Here is a 20,149-nt window from a genome sequence, read left to right on the forward strand (position 1 = left end):
AAAACCATGGCTATTCCGCGTATCGCAAGTTATCTAATGCCGCAAGTACAGCACTTTCCAAGCAATAAAGTGAATTGGACGCTTGACCCAAGCCGCGCCGTACTTTTAGTGCATGACTTGCAGCAATATTTCTTAGATTTTTATGATCAAACACAGGCGCCTATTCCAGAATTGATACAGCATTGCCGTCAATTAATTGATCAATGCCATAAGGCTGGCATTCCTGTGTATTACACCGCGCAGCCGGGCGATCAAAGCACAGAGCATCGCCAGCTGCTGACTGATTTTTGGGGTAAGGGCTTGGCAGCAGATCCCAATATGGTACAGATTATTCCAAGCCTTCAGCCTGAAGAACAGGATACCGTTTTGACCAAATGGCGTTACAGCGCATTTAAGAAAAGTGATTTTGAACAGCGCATTAAAGATGCAGGACGAGACCAATTAATTATTTGCGGTGTTTATGCGCATATTGGCTGCTTATTGACAGCGGCTGAAGCTTTCATGCTGGATATGCAGGCCTTTTTAGTGGGGGATGCGCTGGCAGATTTCAGTTTAGAAGAACATGAAATGGCATTGAAATATGCGGCTGGACGTTGTGCCAAAGTGGTAGATACTGCAACAGTCTTAAATGAACTTCAAACGGAGATTGTACGATGAGTCAGGCTGCTTTGACTTTGGAGGGGCTTCGTCAAGCCATTGCGAAACAATTGGAAATAGACGCCAGTGAAATTCAAAATGATGACAATTTATTTATGCTCGGGCTGGATTCAGTCAGTCTGATGACGCTGGTTGGTCAGTGGCGTGAACTGGGCGTAAGCGTTGAATTTCAGGATTTGGTTGAAGAGCCGACGCTGGCTGATTGGCAGGACCGTTTAAAGCGCAATCCAGCATAATGCAATGATATAACCCAAACGATTAATCTTAGGATTGGTCACTTTATTAAACGGCCCTAGCCAATTTCAATAGCCAAAGGCCATTTCCGTTAACAGCAGTAAGTAACGCGAGTGGATCTTCCATGCAGTTAAACAATTATTATTCATCTCAACAATGGCAAAAAATTCAAGACTTTGCTGCGCATAAACCAAGTCCATTTTTAGTGGTTGATTTAGACCGTGTTGAATTTAAATATCAGGAACTTCAGCAAAGTTTCCCCATGGCGCATATATTTTATGCAGTGAAAGCAAATCCGAGCTGTGAAGTGCTGCGGCGCTTAGATCAATTGGGTTCATATTTTGATGTTGCATCAGTGTATGAATTGGATCGCGTGATTGGCTGCGGCATTTCACCAGAGCGGATTTCTTTTGGCAATACCATTAAGAAAGCGGCAGATGTGAAGTATGCCTATGATCAAGGCGTGCGTTTATTTGTCACCGATGCAGAAGCAGATTTAGAGCAAATTTCACAGTTTGCGCCCAGTTCACGGGTCTTTGTGCGTGTTTTAGTGGAATCAGGCACGACGTCTGACTGGCCATTATCACGGAAGTTTGGCTGTGATACCCCAATGGCAATTGATTTAATGGTCAAAGCAAAGCAGCTGGGACTACAGCCCTATGGCGTTTCATTTCATGTAGGAAGTCAGCAGAATGATGTGACAGTCTGGAGAACTGCATTAAAAATTGTCAAAGAAGTTTTTGATACGCTTGAGCAGCAGCATGGCATTCAATTGGAATTGATTAATGCGGGCGGTGGGTTTCCTGCACAGTATTTAGCAGAAATAGACACTATTCAGGATTATGCGCAACGCATTAAAAATTATATAAATGAAAGCTTTCAGCGGAAAATCACGCTGTTTTTAGAGCCTGGCCGCTCTTTAGTGGGGGATGCAGGGGTCATTGTCTCTGAAATTGTGCTCATTTCGAATAAATCAGAACAAGATGACAAGCGTTGGATTTATACCGATGTCGGAGTTTTTAATGGCCTGATTGAAACGTTAGGGGAAATGATTAAATATCCAATTTATACACCCAAAATGCAAAATAACGCGCCGAATTCCAATGTTGTTTTAGCAGGCCCAACCTGTGATTCGACTGATATTATGTATGAAAAAGTGCCGTATCAATTGCCGCAAGACCTGAAAATGGGGGACCGTTTATATTGGCTGAGTACGGGCGCATATACAACTTCATATGCATCGGTTGAATTTAATGGCTATCCGCCATTAAGAACATTTTACTTAGAATAATAATCGTGTTTGTTTTTAAGCCCCAGTCTTAGATATTAAGATCGGGGCTTTTTTTATTTAAGAGCATTTAATTAGTTACATAATATAAATAATAGAACAATTGATAAAATGTAAATAAATGATAATTATTATGATTTATTAATGGAAATGATTATCATTTATTTGTATAGTATCCAACCATTAGAAAATCATTTTTTAATGAGGGAAATTACTTTGAAAAGAACCATTTTATTTTTATCTCTAGCTGCGTCTCCATTTTTTGCAATGGCTGAAGAAACTGTGTCACTGCCGACAATTGTAGTCAAAGCGGACTCACAAGAAACCGATGTGACGGGGAAACTTAAAACCAAAGCAACGCTGAATATTTTGGGTGAAAAAGATGTCCTTGATACGCCTTTTACGATTCGTAACTACAGTGATCAAGCCATTCAGGACTCACATGCTCACTCAATGATGGATGTGCTTAAAATTGATCCAAGCATTCGTACTACAACCAATACAGGCCATTTAAATGAAAATTTTAATATGCGCGGATTTGGCATTACTTGGGAAGATTATAATTTAAATGGGGCTTATGGCATGGCGCCAACTGGGCGTATCACGACCGATATTCTAAGTTCTGTGACGGTGTTAAAAGGCCCAAATGCGCTGGTTGCAGGCATGGCGCCTGGCGGGAGCGTTGGCGGGGTCATTATTGCCAATACGAAGCGGGCGGATAAAGACATTACCCGCGTGAGCGCTAATTTTGAAGACGAAGGCTATTATAAATCAGGTTTTGATTTTTCACGCCGCTTTGGTGAGAACCAAGAATTTGGTGCACGTTTAAGTGCGAATCATGGCCAAGGTGAACACATTGTTGAAGGGCTGGAAGACGAAAGCACATCGGCTGTATTGGCTTTAGATTGGACTACGGATAAAGCCAAAATCAATCTAGATGCATATAGCACCAAAGACAAGCGTGATGGCGGCTCGCCTGCGATGGTTTCATTTGCACAATTGGGTAAAGTACTGGATGCGCCAGATGGCAAGAGTAATTTCTTCCCGAACATTCATGGCCGTCAATCCGCGCAATATATTGGCTTATCTGGTGAATATAAACTGCTTGATAACTTGAAAGTGATTGCTGGTGCGGGAACTGTTGAGCAAAAGTATCAAGGGCATATTTTTGGTACACGCATGATTGTGACCAATGAAGCAGGTGATGCGAACTCACAGTACTATCATGTCAATATGAAGCAGAATAATACCTCAGCAAATTTAGGTCTAGAGGGTGCTTTTAATACAGGCGCTATTTCACATACCGTGGGATTGCGTACGGACTATTTAAAAATTAAAAAAGATGCACAAGCTGGTCAAGGCTCAGAGCCTATAACTTTTACAACAAACTTATATAACCCAAGTGCAGGCGGATCAATGCCTGTCGATACCCCCGAGGTCTTACCAACAGCAGACAATGAATATGTCAGTTACACTTTAACAGACCAAATTTCGATGCTGGATGATAAATTACAATTCATTTTGGGGCTGCGTTATCAAGATATCGATGTCGATAGTACGAGCTACACTCGAAACTATAGAACTGACGTAATTACTAGTGCAAATACGAAATATAGTGAAGATAAGCTATCTCCGAGTTTAGGGGTTGTCATTAAGCCATGGAGTGAAGATTTATCATTCTATGCCAGCTATGTAGAGGGATTATCACAGGGCAGTACTGTAAATAATGCATTAGATGCAAATAACGGCAAAACTTTTGCGCCGTTCCAAACTAAACAATATGAAGTGGGTACAAAATATCAGCAGGGCTCTTGGCTGCATACCCTTGCTGCGTACCAAATTGAAAAACCAAGTACGATCACAGAATTTTATGCAACGACGGTTAATGGTGCGTCCCAAATCACTACCGATGGCGGTGAAACAACTTCGAAAGGGATTGAATATGGTTTCTCTGGCAACGTCACGGATGATGTGATTCTTTGGGGCAACTTGGCTTATATTGATGTTGAATACAAGAAAGGAATGAACGGCAAGGTGGATATATCAGGGAATACCGTTGAAGGTCAGCCTGAATTTACTGCTGGCTTGGGTGTTGAATATAAACTTCCCTATGTGGATGGCTTAAGCTTTAATGCGCGCGGCACCTATGTGGATAATCAATATTTAAACAATACCAATACCTTAGAATTGCCTGATTATACTTTGCTTGATTTAGGCGCGAAATACACCACCAATATTGGCGGAGTAGATACAACCTTCCGCGCCAATGTAGACAACGTGACGAATGAAAAATATTGGGCGGGTGTATTCAACAGCGGCTTTACCACATTAGGCGCTGGCCGTACTTATAAACTGGGTGTGAGTTTTGATTTCTAAGCCCTAAGAATATTTAGTCGTAACGAAATTCTAAACGCAAGAAGCGGGATATCTTCCAATGGCTGGAATGGTATCTCGTATTTTTCCATTTAAAAAAGGATGTAAGTTTTGAAATTCCTTGCATTTTCTTTTGTCTTTATTGGTAGCATTCTGCTGTATTGCACGCACGCAAACCAGCGCTTGGTTCAGGCGGTTTTGCCACCGTTTTATCGTTGGATTGGCTTTGGCTGTGTGGTTTTATCGCTGCTTCTTTTTTTAGCAACGCTGCCTAAGCTCGCTGCAATTTATATGTGGCTGTTAACCATGCTGGTCGTGTGGACATTTTTACCATTTATACCGCTGATGATTAAAAAGAATAGCCCATGAACTCATTTTTTCAACAGAAAATTCAATCTGACTGGTGGTCAAAATCCTTTGCTGGGATATGCTTGGGTTTTATTTTTGCCTTACTCTGCGCATCAATTATTACATTATGGGCCATTCAAAATGTAAGCCCAAGTTTGGCACCGCAATTAGGCATGTGGTCTATTCCCTGGATTTGGCTGCCTGTATGTTTTATTGCGTACTTTATACCTAAAGGCTGGCAGTCCATTTTAATTTTTACGGTATTTAATATTTTGGCTTACGGCATTTTATGTTGGATGCGAGGTTGATGACATGAAAGTGCGTACTGATATTATTCGTCATGCTAAAACGCTGCATACATGGGCTGGAATTACCTCTGGGATTTTTTTATTTATCTGCTTCTTTGCTGGCGGCCTCAGCATGTTTCAGCATGACTTGAGCCGATGGGCAACACCGCCACAGCAGCAGTTGCAGCCCATTTCAGCAGCTCAATATGATCCGCTTATTCAGCAAGTCCAAGCACAATATCCAGAAACAATAAAAAGCTACCAATTAAATTTTAATTCCAAAGAATTTTATAATGCGCCAATGCAGTGGCAGACACCTTTACCGAAAAGGCAGGATGATCATGATTTCAACACGCATCAGCAAAGTATGCTTGCCACCCTAAATGCAGATAGCGCATTACAAGTTAGACAAGAAAACTTGTCGAAATTGGGCTGGCTGATTGAGCAGCTGCATGAAACGGCAGGTATTCCAGGAACTTTAGGGCATCACACAATAGGTGTGTATGTGATGGCGATCATTTGTGTCTTGTATTTTCTAGCGTTAATGACAGGTTTAATCATCTTATTGCCGACGTTGGTAAAGGATTATTTTGCAATTTGCGCCGGTAAAAATAAAAAAAGGTTCTGGCTGGATGCCCACAATGTGGTCGGAATCACCAGTTTTCCGTTTCATATTATTATTAGTGTCACCGTTATTTCTTTTGCCTTTCATGATGTTTTTTATGATGCGATTGATAGATTAATTGCCAAGGAAAAGCTTGCGCGGCCGCCGGCTGTTAAGATAGCAGAGCCTATTGAACCTTTAAATATTGAAAAACTGCTGGAAAAAATTCAGCAGCAAGCGCCTGAATATCAGGTGAGTTCAATTAGTTTTAACAATTTAGATGTGCCCGAAAAAGCATCTGCACGCGTTAATTTATATAGTGCAGATCAAATGCTGCGCGGTGATCGTTTTGATGTCATGATGTTTAATCCTTATTTAAATAAACCATTAAATACCAATAATTTAAATACACATGCGACAGCGATGGATCAAGTAGTCCGCTCGATGTTTAGTTTGCATTTTGGTAATTATGGTGGAAACCTCACGCGCTGGCTATATTTAATTTTAGGTTTGGGCGGCGCTTTCCTCTTTTATTCTGGCAATTTACTCTGGATTGAATCGCGTCTGAAACGGCAAAAAATATTGAGTCAGCGCCACCTAAACAGCGTAAGGATGTTATGGTAATTGCCAATCTTACTGTTGGGGCATGTTTAGGCTGTATTTTTGCTGTCGTGAGCAGCATGTTAATTGGCCGTTGGGGCTATGTTCTATATGCAGAATTAAGCAGTGTAAATCATTTGTTTTTGTACAGTTATTATGCGGTCTTTTTACTGAGCATTGTATATAGTTTTGCGGTTGGCGCTGGTAAAGCATTGCCGCAGCTTTTATTCGCCATTGTATTGGTGCTGTGCTGCCTGCCGTTGACATCTTTCATCGCACTGATATTTCCTCAGCTTGGGATATGGGCTTCAATTTCATCGTTATGGTGGATTGATATCTTTGCTATCGCTTCCGCAGCGCTCTTCATTTGGTTTTATTTGAAAGCGAAGCACCGCCAAAAACATGCAGCAGAAAATACTATATGGGCTTAATTGATCACCTATATTGATTAAATCATTCCGTTGAGCCTAGAGATCCATCTGGGCTCATTTATTTTTGAAATTTGAACGATCATGAGATAGGTTTTATTGCAGCCATATCAAAAAATGGGCACTTACTAATTACGAAAGGATCCAAACTTAAGCTGCAACTTGGGGGTGAAGCGTGAAATAGACAAGTGCCTATTGGATATAAAGGAGGCTTTCTGCACAAACCCATCATTAAAGGCTAGTCAGCAATGGACTTCGCAAAGGAATAAGCCTGCATCTAAAATCTATCTTAACCGATGGGCCTTCTTACAGTAGCGTTTTGGTGAGTCGGGGAAATTCTCTCGATCTGTTTGATGCCAATCTTCATAGTATGCATCGCTAAAAGTTACACACGGACGAAAATCAGGCCTGATTAGATATTGCATCACAACGTGGCGGATAAATTTAAAGCATTAGGCTGACTATCTACCCAAGCTGTAACTTAAATTTGGATATTTTAAGGCGGCTTTAAATTTTAAATGTGGATGAAAAAAACCGAGTAACTGAAGTGTATGCAAAGCGCTAGAGTTAGTTGGAAGTCTATCATTTAAGTGGGTTTTTTTTCACAATAAAGAGCGATTAAAATACAATCTTAATAAATTAACACATCCTGAATTGAGTAAGTTTATCGTTTAGAACTTCTGAATTAGCAAATGGTGAGTTAACTAGTAATATTTTACCAATGATTAAAAAATAAATTTGGAGTTTAAATGGGTTTGTATAATTTAAATACATAATATATAAATTATTTTTTACACATAGTGAAAACATAAATTATTATTCTTTTGAATTTTTATGCAATTTTTATAGCTAAGGCAATAAGTTAATTTAACTGTTTATTTTAAGAATAAGTGAATAATTAGCCATGAATAAAGATTTTGAACTATATGTCTTATATCAAATATATGAATTTCTTATTGAACGCGAGGGATTCAATAAAAAAAGTCCTCACAACCAGGTTTTAGACTTTTTTAAAGAAGCGCATTTGGGGGCTATTTCTGATTTTATTATTTCGAGCCCAAGCAGTTTGCGTGGAAAATTTGGAAATGTTACTCAGGTCAATTTACTCAATGTTCCTTTATTTAGGGATAAGGACAGGTTTATTAAATGGGCCTATAAACAATTAAATTAACTGTACGTAAACCATAGTTAGAAAATAGAGACCCCGCTAAATCAAGGGATAGCGGGTTTTTTTAGCCAATAATACATTTTGGTAAGTAAGAATGTTAATTTGTTGTGAGATTTCTCTGCCAAAGACAAAGCACGGCTGGCACATTAGGCCTTGGCATGTATAACCTTTGGAATGCCGATTACAAGTCCGTGATCCGCTTTCAAGCCTTCCCGCCCAGGGCAGAACCTATGGATCTGAAGCATTCATTGCATTAAGCCATGAGCGCCAAATGCAATGCATCGAAAAAAGCTGGCGCGTGCGGCCGTTTTTACTTTATAACCATGTCAGCCCTGTAAGTGATTAAAATAATGAATCAAAATAATAAAATTTTTATTGCAGCCAGCCTTGCCAATGGCGCAAGTTTTTCCATGATTTTACCGATGCTGGCGCCGCTGGTGCGCAAGCTGCGGCTGACTGAACTGCAAGCAGGTGCCATGGTGTCTATTGGCGCATTGCTTATGGCTATAGCGGCAATCTATATCAGCAAGCATCAGCAAAAATACTCCATTTTTCAGCTGTTGAGCATCGGCTTCGTAGGCATGGCTGTAACTTGGGGCATTTTTACAGGCGTATTGATGTATGGGCTGGCTGCACATCTTTCATTATTGGTTTTATTTACATTGCTGATGATTTGCCGTGCCAGTACAGGTGTATTTATGGCCATGCCGCAAATTGCGCTGCAAACATATGTGATGACTCGTTATGGTAATGAGCAGGCGCGTGCGCAAAGCATGTCTAAATTTGGCGCACTGAATAGTGCAGGAGTGGTTTTCGGGCCGCTTTTGACAACGCTGCTGCTGCCTCAAGGGATGCTCGCGCCGTTATGGGCTGCAATATTGCTTCTTGCTGGCATTAGCGCTGTGATTGTATTCGCTTTTGATCGTGAAGAAACAGCGCCGCAACTGAAACCGTTGAACTGTAAAAATCAGCAGCGGGCCAATTTACAGGATGGCACTCAGTTCAGTTTTAAGCAATGCTTTTCATGGCTGCTGCTGGGTTTTAGCCTATATTTAGCCATTGTTACCTTGAATTTAACGGCAGGTTTTTATATTCAGGATCATTTCAAAACGGGTATTGCGCAGGGAGCAGTATCATTTGCGCAATGTTCGCTGATTGTCGGGATTTCATTGGTTGCAATGCAAAGCTTAATCTCTAAATATCTGCAATGGCCGGTACAGCGGCTGCTTTGGGTTGGTTTAGTCACCATGCTCTTGGGGCTGCTGATTTCAGTATCTACACAGCATTTGCATATTTTTCAAGCGGCTTATGTGCTGTACGGTATTTCCGTAGCCTGTTTGATTCCTGCCTTTACCACGGGCGCTGCCCAGACCGCGCCGCAAGCCATGCAGGCTAAAATTGCCAGCCTGTGCACAGCAACACAGGCACTTAGCTTTGTAGCAGGGCCGCTGATCAGTACTGGGCTGTATCAATGGCATTCGGCTTATCCCTATTATTTTTTAATTTTCAATGTCGTTACGCTGATGGCTTTTTTTGCAGTTAAATTGCTGTTAACAAATGCGCAGCCTCAGATGGCAAATGAGTAGACTGCATTCATCGGTATTTTTTTAAATGAATGGGAAAATGGCAGTATCAGCAATAAGGTAAGCAGCTTAATTGCTTCCGTTATATTCAAAGCTGAACGGGATGCTGAGTGATTGCATAGAAATCTTTTTGCAGAATGAATAAAATTCAGTTCAAAATGAATATTGCTAAAGCAACAAGCCATCCTAATTATTCAAATTCATGCTTAAATATATGAAATAATTTCATTGTGATTTGTGTGTGTTTCTTTTGCCTTCAATGCCAGTGGTGCCAACGCTTGCACATGACTATCCTGAGTGGCATAAAGGCCGTACCGCATTTTCCCTCTGGTATTTAGAGGTTCACTCTCCTGAGCTGCTCAATTATTTAGAACAGCTGCGTGCGGAGTTTTCAGATTTTTTATTTCAGCCCAACACCCGCCAGTTTCATATTACTTTATTTATCTGCGGTTTCTGGGAACAATACAGTCAATTTGACGACGATTTTAACTTTCAGCAGTTAGATGCGCAGACGTTCCAATTGCAAGAGCTGAGCCTTTCATCGTTTAAACTGAAAACAGGTAAAATTAATAGTTTTGAAAGCGCGTTGTTCATTGAAATAGAAGATAGCCAAGGCATTTTGAATACAATCCGCCGGCAGTTTTATCAATGTTCAAGCGAAATTGCGCCGCTCAGCTATTGCCCGCATATTACAATTGGCTTATATGGTCATGCTCTGAACAGCAATGATGTGTTTTTACGTATGCAGCAAATTGAGCAGCGCACTTTTGAGATCGAAGTACAGCAGCTGACTTTTGGCACCTATGCAGCGCAGCAGCTGCAGGGGCCGCTTTCAGCATATCAGCAATTTAATCTGGACAGCTTATGATTCAATTCATTTTAGGCGGTGCGCGTTCTGGGAAAAGCCGTTTAGCGGAACAGACAGCTATTGCATCGAACAAGCCTGTTACATATATCGCAACGGCTCAGGCTTGGGATAATGAAATGCAGGAACGCATCGTGCATCATCAGGCGCAGCGTCCCGCAGCATGGACATTGGTTGAAGAACCCCTGCATTTGGCAGCGCGCTTAAAGCAGCTGGACCAAGCGGGGCGTGTGATTTTAGTGGACTGTCTGACGCTGTGGATGAGCAACCTCTTAATGCAGAAAGATGAAAACATTCAAGCAGATGAATGCACTCAATTATTGCAGGTTTTACCTTCATTGCAGGCAGAGATCTTGCTGGTCAGTAATGAAACAGGTTTGGGCATTGTGCCGATGGGGCAAATCAGCCGTAAATTTGTGGATGAAAGCGGCCGCCTGCACCAGCAATTGGGGCAGATTGCTGACAAAGTTGTATTTTGTGTCGCGGGTTTTCCCATGATTTTGAAAGGAGATAAAGCATGAACTGGTGGTTAGATGCGTGCAAAACGCCAAGTGAAGAAGCAAGACAGCAAGCTGAGGCGCGCCAGCTTCAACTCACTAAGCCGACAGGTTCATTGTCTGAGTTAGAACGTACTGCGGTACAGTTGGCAGCTTTGCAAAATCAGGCGAAGCCAGAAGTGACGCTGCCGTGGATTGCTATTTTCGCAGGCGATCATGGCGTAATGGAAGAAAATATCTCAGCTTATCCGCAAGAGGTAACCCGTCAAATGCTGCAGAATATTGCATCTGGCGGCGCCTGCATCAGTGTGATTGCCAAAGAATATCATGCCCAGCTGCAGGTGATTGACTGCGGTTCAGTAGGTGAGGCCTATGAATATGCCGGGGTAGAACGCCATTGCATTATTCCTGGCACAGCCAATTTTGCTAAACAGCTTGCCATGACCGAAGCGCAGTGCATAGATGCGGTGAATTTAGGCCGTCAAAGCGCTGAAAAAGCGTTGGCGCAAGGCGCTTCGGTTTATATTGCTGGTGAAATGGGGATTGGCAATACTTGTTCAGCATCTGCTGTCGCCTGCTTTTTATTAAATGAACCAGCAGAGCAGCTGACAGGTGTAGGCACTGGAATTCGCGCTGAGCAGCTGGCGCATAAAAAGCAGGTTATTGATCAGGCCTTGGCGCTGCATAAAGATTACGTAGGTACAGATGCTTTCAAGGCCTTGTGTGCTGTAGGCGGTTTGGAAATTGCAGCCATGGCGGGGACATATATCCGATGCGCGCAAATTGGCTTGCCAATTGTGGTGGATGGCTTTATTTCAACAGTATCTGCGTTAGTGGCTGTTCGGCTGAATCCAGCAGTACGTGACTGGATGCTGTTTGGACATCAATCTGCAGAGTATGGCCACCGCCGCCTGCTGGATGAACTGAAGGCTGAGCCATTGCTGAAACTGAATTTACGCTTAGGTGAAGGCAGCGGTGCTGGAGCATCATTAGGGGTGATTAAGCTGGCATGCAGCCTGCACAATAACATGGCCACTTTTGCTGAGGCCGCAGTAACCGGTGAAAAAGTTTAATCCTATTCAGGCATAATAGTTCAAGAATTCGGTAAATAACATGTTTCAGATTGATCTGCTTCGGCATGGAAAAACGGCATTAAGCCATACTTTGCGCGGATCGACTGATGATGCGCTGACCGCTGAGGGCTGGCTGCAAATGCAGCGCACGTTAGACCAGTCTTTGGCAATGCAGCGGCAATGGGATGTGATCGTCTGTTCACCGCTGCAGCGCTGCCACCAATTTGCGGCACAGGCTGCACAGCAGCTGGGTCTGGAATTGATGATTTTGCCAAGTCTGCAAGAAATGCATTTTGGTGACTGGGAAGCCGTAGAAGTACAGCATCTTTATGACACTAAACCGGAAGCGCTGGAACAGTTTTGGCTGCAGCCCACGCGTTTCAGCCCGCCAAATGCGGAAACGATGCAGGATTTTAAAAATCGGGTAATGTTGGGGCTTGGGCAAATGCTTCAAATTTTGCAAAGCCATAAATATCAGCGGGCGCTGGTTGTGACCCATGGCGGTGTGATTAAGCTGCTGAAATGCAAGGCGCTGAATCAGCCTCTGGATGACATCTTAAAAATGAATGCAGAACTGGGCCAGTTAAGCCATTTTGAAATGCCGGATGCTGAAACGATATATTTAAGAGAGCAACATACATGACGCCATTTTGGATTGCATTGCAATTTCTGACGGTATTTCCAGTCCAATTAAAAGCAATGCCCAGCAAGCAGCAAAATGGCCAATCCTTGCTGTTTTATCCAGTGGTTGGGCTGATGATAGGCGTCATTCTTTTTGCAATTGCTTATATATTACAGGCCATTCCAGCCATACTGCTGTCCAGTGCAATTTTGGTGATTTGGATATGGCTGACTGGCGGGCTGCATTTAGATGGTTTGGCTGATACTGCTGATGCCTGGGTGGGCGGCTTTGGCGATGCAGAGCGGACTTTGAAAATTATGAAAGATCCCGCCTGCGGGCCGATTGGTGTACTTAGTCTGATTATTATCTGTTTATTAAAGTGGTCAGCGATTTATCTGCTGCTGCAAAAACAGCTGTACAGCGCGCTTATTCTTTTTCCAATTTTAGGCCGTTTGGCGCCTTTATTTTTATTTCTCACCGCTCCATATGTGCGCGCCAAGGGCTTAGGCAATTCAATGGCTGATTTTATTCCGCGCATAGCCTCATGGGGACTGTTTAGCGCAGTAATCGCGGCGTCTTGGTATTTTTCATGGCTGGGATTGATTGCCAGTATCAGTACATTAATCACCTTGCTTTACCTGCGCCATAAATTTATACAGCGGATCGGCGGAATTACCGGGGACACCGTTGGAGCTGGTATTGAAATTTCAGAATGTGTCAGCTTATTAGCCTTTGTCATTGGCAGTTTTTATCTTGCTGTGTAAATCAAATATATTGATCAGAAAAATGATGGGGTGAATAATCGTATGAAGCGATTAATTATTCACACGGCCATTTTCAATATTAATTACAAATGTATTTTAAGCAGTAAGAAAGCTGGCATTTGCTTTTACAGAACAGCATTTTTCTGCTCGATTTACGCGGCTACGTGCTGAATTTTCCAGTATTCATTACACATCAGTTCGAGTTCATGCCTTTGCACAGCAATCAAAATCAGCTGCCTTCCGGCAGTTTAATATTTACCGATAGGCCCGTATCTTATTGGCATCAATGGCACCACCTTGTCTTATGAGGTGACTGCAGGCGGGCATGAGTTTCTTGTGAAATATGGAAAGCAACAATGCCGTGCCAGGCATGAGCCTAATGCAGCAAGAAGATAACTCTATTCAGGGCCTTTCTCCATTATTCAATCTAAACTGAGCTGTATGTCGAATCACAGGGTGGGAGGTTAAGCTGGAATACTGCTGCTGCGCAGCCGCATGCCTTAAAAACCGCGATACGGTTAATGTTGGCAGACAGGACTCTCCAAGTCTGCCGTCAGACGAGTATAAAGACCAATTGTCAGTTTACATAGAATACTGATTATGCATTTTAAATGCGGGGGAGCCAGCGCTTAAATTGATAACAGTGATGCTCACTTAATTTAAAAGCCATACCGCAGTGTGAATTAAACTAGGCCCTAAAAGCACCATGAATACACCTGCCAGCACCATGCTGAGACAGGCGGCTACACCTTCTTCTTTATGGCGCATAAAGGCCTTGCTGGTGCCAAAGCCATGCGCTGAATTGCCTAAAGCGGAACCTTGCGCAAATTTAGAATGCAGCTTCAAGCCAGCCAATATAAGGTCGGCAAATGCAACGCCCGCAATACCGGTAATCATGGTGAATAAAATGACTAATTCGACAGAGCCGCCTAAATGAGATGTCAACTCCATGGCAAATGGTGTTGAAATAGACCGTGCCATTAAGCTGTAAGTTGTTTCCTGATTAAAGCTGAATAACTGAGCCAGATAAAATGCGCTGATAATGCCTGACAGCATACCGGCCACAATACCTAAGCTGATGGAAAGCAGATGGTTTTTAATGACTTGACGGTATTCATAAATTGGAATGGCGAATGCAACGGTTGCTGGCCCAAGCATCCAGACAATCCATTGATTTTCTAGCATATAAGTATCGTAAGAAACATGGAATACCAGCATGAAGATGATTAATAGAAACGGCACGAATAAGGCTGGCGACAGCAGCATGTATGGAAATTTGCGGTGAAGTTTTTTAACCAGTACATAGCCAATCAGCGTTAAAGCCAAGCAGATGACAGACATGAAATTGATATGAAGGATGCTCATTTTATTTGCCATGCACTATTTTATGATTGGAAGCGTCTTGCGGTTTTTTATGGGTTTTAAATTTTGATTCAAGTTTAAAGCCAAAGAATACACAATAAGCCGTACAGACCATGACACAGACAGTTCCTAAAACGACAGCCACTATGAGCTGCCAGCCTTGGGTCAAAAAAAGCGCTTTGTATTTAATCAGCCCGACAACAATAGGCACAAAGAACAGCACCAGTTCCGCTAAAATCAAATCGGAACCCTGTTTGATCCATTGCAGCTTGAAGAGGCCGCTCAGTAAAGCTGCCGTCAGCAGCAGCAGTCCAATAACCCCAGCAGAAATAGGAAGATTGAGACTTCTTTGAATCAAAGCGCCAATCCACCAAATAAGTACCAGCAAACCAAGCTGTGCTGCTGTTTTTAACAGGTGTGTGAATTTGGGGTATTGCTTTAAACTGAACATAACTGACTAAATCAATTGTAATAACGCTATTTTAAAATTGACCCATGTTAATAATTATGAATAATAAAAAAATAATTATGCTTATCTGGAATAATATAGGTGGATATTAAGGCATTAAATGTTTTTGTCACTATTGTGCAGAAGCAGAGCTTCAGTCTGGCTGCAGAAGAATTGTGTGTAACGCAGCCCACGATCAGCAAGATGATCCGCCAGCTGGAAGACGAAATAGGCGTTCCTCTGTTTCATAAAGGCAGTGCTGGACGCAAGCGTGAAGCCGTCATGACCAATATCGGCGAAAAAATTTATCAGCATGCTTTGGTCATTTTAAATGAACAGCAGCGCATTGCAGAAACAGTGACTCAAGTGCGCGCGTTAAAGCAAGGCAAATTGACTTTGGGCCTTCCGCCGCTCAGCTCCGTTTTGCTGAGCGCTTTAATTGCCCAATTTCACCGCCAATATCCAAATATTGAATTGAGTTTTTTTGAAGTTGGCGCAGCAGGCATTGAAGATGCAATTCTTGAAAAAAGAATTGATGTTGGCATTATTTTAGGACATTTAAAACCGTTCTTGAGCGGCATTCAAATTATGAACTCACCGCTGTGCCTGCTGTCGCACAGGCAGTCACAATGGCATGACCGTGAACAGGTGTCTTTAATCGAGTTGAAAGAAGAATCTTTTATGCTGTATGCCGATACTTTTACTTTAAACAATATGATTATTCAGGCCTGCAATTATGTCGGATTTGAGCCTAAAGTTGTGTGTAAAAGCAGCCAGTGGGACTTTATTGTTAAAATGGTTGAATCCAATGTAGGCATCGCATTGCTGCCCAAAATTTATTGCGATCAGCTCGATAAGCAGAAGTATAATGTCAGCCTTTTGGAAAATCCCAATTTGAATTGGACGCTCAGTATGGCATGGAACACGACTGTGGCGATGAGTCCGGCAACAAGCGCGTGGCTGCACATTATAGAGCGGCATTTGGATGAAATTCGTTTTTAGGCGCATTGCCAGATGAAAAGATTGAGCAAGTTCTGCTTTCCAAAACAGATTTATTCCATTAATTTTAGCTTTATACATCATGTAGCAGGTTAATCAACATGAAATGGGACGATATCGGCAGTCAGCCGTGTTCAATAGCGCGGACATTATCAATATTAGGCGACCGCTGGACCATGCTGATTCTGCGCAATGCATTTATGGGCATGCGCCGTTTTGATGATTTTCAGCAAAATTTAGGCGTAACCCGCCATGTATTGTCAGAACGTTTAAAGCGCTTGGTTGAACATGAAATTTTAATTAAAGCCGCTTATTTTGATAGGCAGGAACGTTTTGAGTACCGTTTAACGGATAAAGGACTTGAGCTGTATCCAATCTTACTGTCTATGTCGAAATGGGCAGATAAGTGGATGGATGACGGACTCGGTGCGCCTGTGCAATATATCCATCAAGGCTGCGGAGAATCATTTTATCCGGTTATGGTCTGTTCCGAATGCCGGGAAGAGGTCCATGCCAAACAGGTTAAGCCAGTTTTTACCCGAAGCTATTATAATCTGATAAATTCTGAGCAAAAACAGGCTTAGCTTGACATATTTAAGTGCTTAATTCATTTACAAACAATTTGCAGGTTTTGGAACACCTGCCAAACGGCTGAGATGGCGTGCGACTAAGCCTGTTTTAAATTTATCTTGCAGAAGGGCATTGTCTATTTCAGGGCTGACGGTTTTCATTAAAAACTTAATCAGTGGGCGGGTGGCGGGTGAATGGCCAAATTGCTGATAAAACTGACGGACGGCCTGCAGCACTTCAAAATGCCAAGACGTCAGCTCCAACTCTAACGTTTTTGCCAGTTCTTGCGCAACAGCTTCATTCCAAATGGTGTAATCGACTAAATGACCGTCTTGGTCGAGTTCTAAGTTCATTTCTAAAACCGATATTTAATTTATTTGATAGAAATACAGCGGGTAAACTGCAGGCACAGCGCTGCGAATTGTCCATAATTAATCAGCTGAATATTGTTTTGAGCTGAATTCAGCAGCGGCTGTTCATTTTCCAGCACGTAGCAGTTTTCCAATGCCTGAATTGCCTCATGCGCTGCATGCATGACCGATTCACCCATGAGAACGACCTGATTGTCGCTGGTATAGAGCTGCTGCAATTTAGAAAGCGCCAATGGAGCCGCAGCATAGCTGGCTTGTATAAGATATAAAGTATTTTCTGAGGACTTTTTACCGGACATATATTTCACCGCTTACCAAAACAGAACATGATCAAATTGTTGAATGAGCGCGGCATTAAACTCCGTGAACTCAAGCTCTTGTGCTGAATGTTGAACAAAGGGATTGTTTCTATGATGTTCTTCAATCAGCACAGGCGTCAGATCATAGAATTCAAAACTGTCGACCATATTCGATGCAATCTTAAATGCATGTTTCAATTGATTAAATTCAAGTTCAGACGCCAGCAGGCTTAACGCGCCATCTTGCAGTAAAACCCTGACTTCACAGCCAAACGTCGCCAGCACCATTGTGGCAGATAAGCTTTCATGCACCTGCAGGCTGGATAAGTTTGGCTGGGTTAAGATAACAAGTACAGTATTCACACAATCAACCTTTTAAATGCTGCAAATTTTAGAAAATATAGATCTTAAAATTGAATTAACCGCTGTGAAGATTGAACAGCATCGGCCAGTTCACCAAGGCCAACCAGCTCGAAGCCTTCGGCAAGATTATGCTGCTGAATATTGTGCCGCTGGGCATTTTCCTGATCCGTAATTCCGCGGGCCAATGCCGCGCTGACGCAAACTGGTAAGCGAATAGCAAGCTTCTGCCATTCTGAAGTCAGTTTGCGCTGATCATCCGGTACCCATTGCAGGGCATTGGCTGCAGCCACCGCATCTTGGTAGAAGAATACACGGAACTCTTCTTTCTTGTTTTGCAAAGCCTGAGCTAGACCTAAAGCATGCCAGGCATGAATAGAAGTAGGCGGCGAGGTTATCAGTAATAAAGTGCTCATTTGAAATTCACTGCGGAAACTGGCAATTGCAGTTGGCTTGCCCAAGCTTCATAAGAAAAAGGCATTATACAATGATTTTAGGTGGCATCTAAATGATTCGGCATTGTATGTAAAAAGAATTCTAAAAATAAATGATTAAAAACAATAAATTATAATGTTTAAAAATTTAGGAGTATAAGAATCATTCTTTTATTTGCACAAAACTCCCCCCTGGTTTTCTTTCTTTTTCTATTGTGCCGATAAATAAAATAAAAAGACAAGCTAAACCCAACTGCGGCATAGGCTGGTGCAGTTTTCTTTTTGGATGATGGCAGGCCGCCAAAGTCCAGCTGGTAATCGTATGCTAATGCGCCAATTACTACGCCTGCAGGGCATACATTCACAGTAAGGATTTTGCATAGGGTAACGTTTTTTATGCTTAGCTCGCAGTGATCTGTAAAAGCGCCTCGGGTCTTAAACTTTGGCGCTTATTTTCTGTCTATGAGATACAGGCAAGGTAACTTATTTTTATGGCTATGAGGATTGGATCATTTAAATTACTTTTTGGCTTTTGATTTATATTCGGCAAGAGAAAGCCCTGCAGAAATAGGGCTGCTTGATAAATGCTGATCCTAATTTAGTAGACTCCGTTCCAAAAATAAAACCCTATATAAAATAGGGTGAGATAGGTGTTGCTTAGTTATTACAGGTTTGCTTAGCCTTCAAACCTTAGACACAGTATGGCTGCAAAAGGTGACAAAATAGTTAAAAGATAGATGAGAAAATCTATTTTTTCTTTGTATAAAAAATTATAAGCAGGACAACGATAAGTAAAATGATAGCTGTAATGAGCGTATATTCAAGCATAAATCACTCCAATAAAAATTGCCTATAATAAGATGGTACTCGCCCGAATAAATGATGAATAGAAGAAAATGGTTACGCTTTGATGTTGAGGTAAATATATTAATTATCATTTGATAATGATAATTAATAACTTGTAATATGTAGCAACTGAATTAGAAATTAACCGAACAATGACTCTTCGCTTAAAAAATATAATGGCCTATTCATTGGCTGCCGTTTTTGCCATGGGGATGAATGTTGCGACACATGCAAAACCGGAAATCAAACCGCTTGGCGCCAATATTACAGAATTGGGTTCTGAATATTACAGCTTCAAAGTCAAAGAATTTGCATCAAACGATAAGCAGCGGATATATAAAGTTTGGCTAGGTATCCCCAAGGCGAATCAAAATATTCAACAAAAGTTGCCTGCTGTATTCATGCTGGATGGCAACGCAGTGATGTCTCATCTGAATGATCCATTACTGAGAGCCTTAACTGAAAATGATTCGCCAGTATTGGTCGCTATAGGCTATAAGACAAACTTGCCGTTTGAGTCTGCTTCGAGGTCCTTAGACTACACTCCAGCAGATATGGCTGTCGGTAAACCGGCACCTGATCCGCGAAGCCCTGAGCGCATGAGCGGCGGAAGTGCAGAATTTAGAAAGGTTCTTTTAAATAATATTGCCCCGTGGGTTGAGCAAAACGTTAAATTGGATGCCAATAAGAGAGCTGTATGGGGTCATTCATATGGCGGTCTATTTGTATTGGACAGTTTGCTGGCAGGGGATTATTTCAGTCATTACTTTGCGGCAAGTCCATCACTGTCATGGGCTGATAATAGAATGATGGATAAAATTAATGCTGTTAAAATTAGAGCACCGACTGAGAAGCATGTATTGCTGATGGAAGGCGATGTTTCAATGAATGATGGCGAAAAGCAAAGTTCAAATTTTGATATGAGCGGAATCGATAAAAACAGAAAAATACTATCGAATTTTGATGAGCAGGGTATCGATGCAAAATTTTTGATTTATCCCAACTTAAAACATGGCCAAGTGTTTAAAGCATCCCTTATGGATGTGCTGCTGAATAAATTGCATTAATC

The 20,149-nt window shown here is 42.0% G+C and carries 22 protein-coding genes and 1 pseudogene; 17 read left to right on the forward strand and 6 right to left on the reverse strand.

Features of this window, described 5'->3' with window-relative positions:
* Positions 1–6: 6 nt before the first annotated feature.
* The 14 genes and pseudogenes from OKC24_RS12750 to OKC24_RS12815 all read left to right on the forward strand — a co-directional run bounded on the left by OKC24_RS12750 (position 7) and on the right by OKC24_RS12815 (position 13,391).
* Positions 7–657, forward strand: a complete 651-nt coding sequence (locus tag OKC24_RS12750; protein ID WP_130147875.1) for an isochorismatase family protein — start codon at positions 7–9, stop codon at positions 655–657.
* Positions 654–893: a phosphopantetheine-binding protein gene (locus OKC24_RS12755; protein WP_130147873.1), complete on the forward strand. Its 240-nt coding sequence runs from the start codon at positions 654–656 to the stop codon at positions 891–893. Before OKC24_RS12750 ends, OKC24_RS12755 begins: the two co-directional genes overlap by 4 nt.
* A 122-nt stretch (positions 894–1,015) precedes the next feature.
* Positions 1,016–2,182, forward strand: coding sequence for a type III PLP-dependent enzyme (locus OKC24_RS12760; RefSeq protein WP_131275595.1), 1,167 nt, complete (start codon positions 1,016–1,018; stop codon positions 2,180–2,182).
* Positions 2,183–2,380: 198 nt separating this feature from the next.
* On the forward strand, positions 2,381–4,555 hold the full coding sequence (locus OKC24_RS12765) for a TonB-dependent receptor (RefSeq protein WP_131275596.1): 2,175 nt from the start codon (positions 2,381–2,383) through the stop codon (positions 4,553–4,555).
* A 108-nt stretch (positions 4,556–4,663) separates the two neighbouring features.
* Positions 4,664–4,921: a hypothetical protein gene (locus OKC24_RS12770; protein ID WP_130147867.1), complete on the forward strand. Its 258-nt coding sequence runs from the start codon at positions 4,664–4,666 to the stop codon at positions 4,919–4,921.
* Entirely contained in the window at positions 4,918–5,208 is a 291-nt protein-coding gene (locus tag OKC24_RS12775) for a hypothetical protein (RefSeq protein ID WP_130147865.1), read from the forward strand. Before OKC24_RS12770 ends, OKC24_RS12775 begins: the two co-directional genes overlap by 4 nt.
* A 4-nt stretch (positions 5,209–5,212) precedes the next feature.
* A pseudogene (locus OKC24_RS12780) lies at positions 5,213–6,822 on the forward strand (PepSY-associated TM helix domain-containing protein).
* Between the two features lie 901 nt (positions 6,823–7,723).
* Positions 7,724–7,990, forward strand: coding sequence for a hypothetical protein (locus OKC24_RS12785; RefSeq protein WP_130147861.1), 267 nt, complete (start codon positions 7,724–7,726; stop codon positions 7,988–7,990).
* A gap of 347 nt (positions 7,991–8,337) precedes the next feature.
* Complete coding sequence (locus OKC24_RS12790; RefSeq protein ID WP_130147859.1) at positions 8,338–9,573, forward strand: MFS transporter; 1,236 nt, start codon at positions 8,338–8,340, stop codon at positions 9,571–9,573.
* A 256-nt stretch (positions 9,574–9,829) separates the two neighbouring features.
* Complete coding sequence (locus OKC24_RS12795) at positions 9,830–10,438, forward strand: 2'-5' RNA ligase family protein (RefSeq protein ID WP_130147936.1); 609 nt, start codon at positions 9,830–9,832, stop codon at positions 10,436–10,438.
* Positions 10,435–10,956: a bifunctional adenosylcobinamide kinase/adenosylcobinamide-phosphate guanylyltransferase gene (gene cobU, locus OKC24_RS12800; protein WP_130147857.1), complete on the forward strand. Its 522-nt coding sequence runs from the start codon at positions 10,435–10,437 to the stop codon at positions 10,954–10,956. Before OKC24_RS12795 ends, cobU begins: the two co-directional genes overlap by 4 nt.
* Positions 10,953–12,005: a nicotinate-nucleotide--dimethylbenzimidazole phosphoribosyltransferase gene (cobT, locus tag OKC24_RS12805; RefSeq protein ID WP_130147855.1), complete on the forward strand. Its 1,053-nt coding sequence runs from the start codon at positions 10,953–10,955 to the stop codon at positions 12,003–12,005. The genes cobU and cobT overlap by 4 nt, the downstream gene beginning before the upstream one ends.
* A gap of 40 nt (positions 12,006–12,045) precedes the next feature.
* On the forward strand, positions 12,046–12,648 hold the full coding sequence (locus OKC24_RS12810) for a histidine phosphatase family protein (protein WP_130147853.1): 603 nt from the start codon (positions 12,046–12,048) through the stop codon (positions 12,646–12,648).
* Positions 12,645–13,391, forward strand: a complete 747-nt coding sequence (locus OKC24_RS12815) for an adenosylcobinamide-GDP ribazoletransferase (RefSeq protein ID WP_130147851.1) — start codon at positions 12,645–12,647, stop codon at positions 13,389–13,391. Before OKC24_RS12810 ends, OKC24_RS12815 begins: the two co-directional genes overlap by 4 nt.
* A gap of 654 nt (positions 13,392–14,045) precedes the next feature.
* Here the strand turns inward: OKC24_RS12815 and OKC24_RS12820 are convergent.
* A complete protein-coding gene (locus OKC24_RS12820) occupies positions 14,046–14,756 on the reverse strand; it encodes an LrgB family protein (RefSeq protein ID WP_416346080.1) in 711 nt (236 codons plus the stop codon).
* A gap of 1 nt (position 14,757) precedes the next feature.
* On the reverse strand, positions 14,758–15,204 hold the full coding sequence (locus OKC24_RS12825; protein WP_130147849.1) for a CidA/LrgA family protein: 447 nt from the start codon (positions 15,202–15,204) through the stop codon (positions 14,758–14,760).
* A 99-nt stretch (positions 15,205–15,303) separates the two neighbouring features.
* On the opposite strand from OKC24_RS12825, the gene OKC24_RS12830 reads away from it, so the two are divergent.
* Entirely contained in the window at positions 15,304–16,203 is a 900-nt protein-coding gene (locus OKC24_RS12830) for a LysR family transcriptional regulator (RefSeq protein WP_130147847.1), read from the forward strand.
* 98 nt (positions 16,204–16,301) lie between these two features.
* Positions 16,302–16,784 carry a winged helix-turn-helix transcriptional regulator gene (locus OKC24_RS12835; RefSeq protein WP_130147845.1) on the forward strand — a complete coding sequence of 161 codons (483 nt, stop codon included), beginning with the start codon at positions 16,302–16,304 and terminating at the stop codon, positions 16,782–16,784.
* A 27-nt stretch (positions 16,785–16,811) separates the two neighbouring features.
* Here OKC24_RS12835 and OKC24_RS12840 read toward each other — a convergent pair whose 3' ends face one another.
* Genes OKC24_RS12840 through tusD form a run of 4 tightly spaced genes read right to left on the reverse strand, consistent with a single transcriptional unit; the run spans position 16,812 to position 18,216 of the window.
* The gene (locus tag OKC24_RS12840) at positions 16,812–17,123 is read right to left on the reverse strand and encodes a TusE/DsrC/DsvC family sulfur relay protein (protein ID WP_005009615.1); all 312 of its coding nucleotides are present in this window, start codon (positions 17,121–17,123) and stop codon (positions 16,812–16,814) included.
* A gap of 20 nt (positions 17,124–17,143) precedes the next feature.
* Complete coding sequence (locus tag OKC24_RS12845; protein WP_131275597.1) at positions 17,144–17,440, reverse strand: hypothetical protein; 297 nt, start codon at positions 17,438–17,440, stop codon at positions 17,144–17,146.
* A gap of 12 nt (positions 17,441–17,452) precedes the next feature.
* Complete coding sequence (locus tag OKC24_RS12850; RefSeq protein WP_130147841.1) at positions 17,453–17,803, reverse strand: hypothetical protein; 351 nt, start codon at positions 17,801–17,803, stop codon at positions 17,453–17,455.
* A 44-nt stretch (positions 17,804–17,847) separates the two neighbouring features.
* Positions 17,848–18,216, reverse strand: a complete 369-nt coding sequence (tusD, locus tag OKC24_RS12855) for a sulfurtransferase complex subunit TusD (protein WP_130147839.1) — start codon at positions 18,214–18,216, stop codon at positions 17,848–17,850.
* 1,040 nt (positions 18,217–19,256) lie between these two features.
* Between tusD and OKC24_RS12860 the strand changes: the two genes are divergently transcribed.
* Positions 19,257–20,147: an alpha/beta hydrolase gene (locus tag OKC24_RS12860; RefSeq protein WP_130147837.1), complete on the forward strand. Its 891-nt coding sequence runs from the start codon at positions 19,257–19,259 to the stop codon at positions 20,145–20,147.
* The last annotated feature ends 2 nt before the right edge of the window (positions 20,148–20,149 follow it).

Origin of the sequence: Acinetobacter entericus, assembly GCF_026168575.1 — a bacterium.
Taxonomy (GTDB): Bacteria; Pseudomonadota; Gammaproteobacteria; order Pseudomonadales; family Moraxellaceae; genus Acinetobacter; species Acinetobacter bouvetii.

What these genes read in the sequence shown, in the direction of transcription:
- OKC24_RS12750 (WP_130147875.1), top strand. Translation starts at nt 7, where the DNA reads ATGGCTATTCCGCGTATCGCAAGTTATCTAATGCCGCAAGTACAGCAC.
- OKC24_RS12755 (WP_130147873.1), top strand. Translation starts at nt 654, where the DNA reads ATGAGTCAGGCTGCTTTGACTTTGGAGGGGCTTCGTCAAGCCATTGCG.
- OKC24_RS12760 (WP_131275595.1), top strand. Translation starts at nt 1,016, where the DNA reads ATGCAGTTAAACAATTATTATTCATCTCAACAATGGCAAAAAATTCAA.
- OKC24_RS12765 (WP_131275596.1), top strand. Translation starts at nt 2,381, where the DNA reads ATGAGGGAAATTACTTTGAAAAGAACCATTTTATTTTTATCTCTAGCT.
- OKC24_RS12775 (WP_130147865.1), top strand. Translation starts at nt 4,918, where the DNA reads ATGAACTCATTTTTTCAACAGAAAATTCAATCTGACTGGTGGTCAAAA.
- OKC24_RS12785 (WP_130147861.1), top strand. Translation starts at nt 7,724, where the DNA reads ATGAATAAAGATTTTGAACTATATGTCTTATATCAAATATATGAATTT.
- OKC24_RS12790 (WP_130147859.1), top strand. Translation starts at nt 8,338, where the DNA reads ATGAATCAAAATAATAAAATTTTTATTGCAGCCAGCCTTGCCAATGGC.
- OKC24_RS12795 (WP_130147936.1), top strand. Translation starts at nt 9,830, where the DNA reads ATGCCAGTGGTGCCAACGCTTGCACATGACTATCCTGAGTGGCATAAA.
- cobU (WP_130147857.1), top strand. Translation starts at nt 10,435, where the DNA reads ATGATTCAATTCATTTTAGGCGGTGCGCGTTCTGGGAAAAGCCGTTTA.
- cobT (WP_130147855.1), top strand. Translation starts at nt 10,953, where the DNA reads ATGAACTGGTGGTTAGATGCGTGCAAAACGCCAAGTGAAGAAGCAAGA.
- OKC24_RS12810 (WP_130147853.1), top strand. Translation starts at nt 12,046, where the DNA reads ATGTTTCAGATTGATCTGCTTCGGCATGGAAAAACGGCATTAAGCCAT.
- OKC24_RS12815 (WP_130147851.1), top strand. Translation starts at nt 12,645, where the DNA reads ATGACGCCATTTTGGATTGCATTGCAATTTCTGACGGTATTTCCAGTC.
- OKC24_RS12820 (WP_416346080.1), bottom strand. Translation starts at nt 14,756, where the DNA reads ATGAGCATCCTTCATATCAATTTCATGTCTGTCATCTGCTTGGCTTTA.
- OKC24_RS12825 (WP_130147849.1), bottom strand. Translation starts at nt 15,204, where the DNA reads ATGTTCAGTTTAAAGCAATACCCCAAATTCACACACCTGTTAAAAACA.
- OKC24_RS12835 (WP_130147845.1), top strand. Translation starts at nt 16,302, where the DNA reads ATGAAATGGGACGATATCGGCAGTCAGCCGTGTTCAATAGCGCGGACA.
- OKC24_RS12840 (WP_005009615.1), bottom strand. Translation starts at nt 17,123, where the DNA reads ATGAACTTAGAACTCGACCAAGACGGTCATTTAGTCGATTACACCATT.
- OKC24_RS12845 (WP_131275597.1), bottom strand. Translation starts at nt 17,440, where the DNA reads ATGTCCGGTAAAAAGTCCTCAGAAAATACTTTATATCTTATACAAGCC.
- tusD (WP_130147839.1), bottom strand. Translation starts at nt 18,216, where the DNA reads ATGAGCACTTTATTACTGATAACCTCGCCGCCTACTTCTATTCATGCC.
- OKC24_RS12860 (WP_130147837.1), top strand. Translation starts at nt 19,257, where the DNA reads ATGGCCTATTCATTGGCTGCCGTTTTTGCCATGGGGATGAATGTTGCG.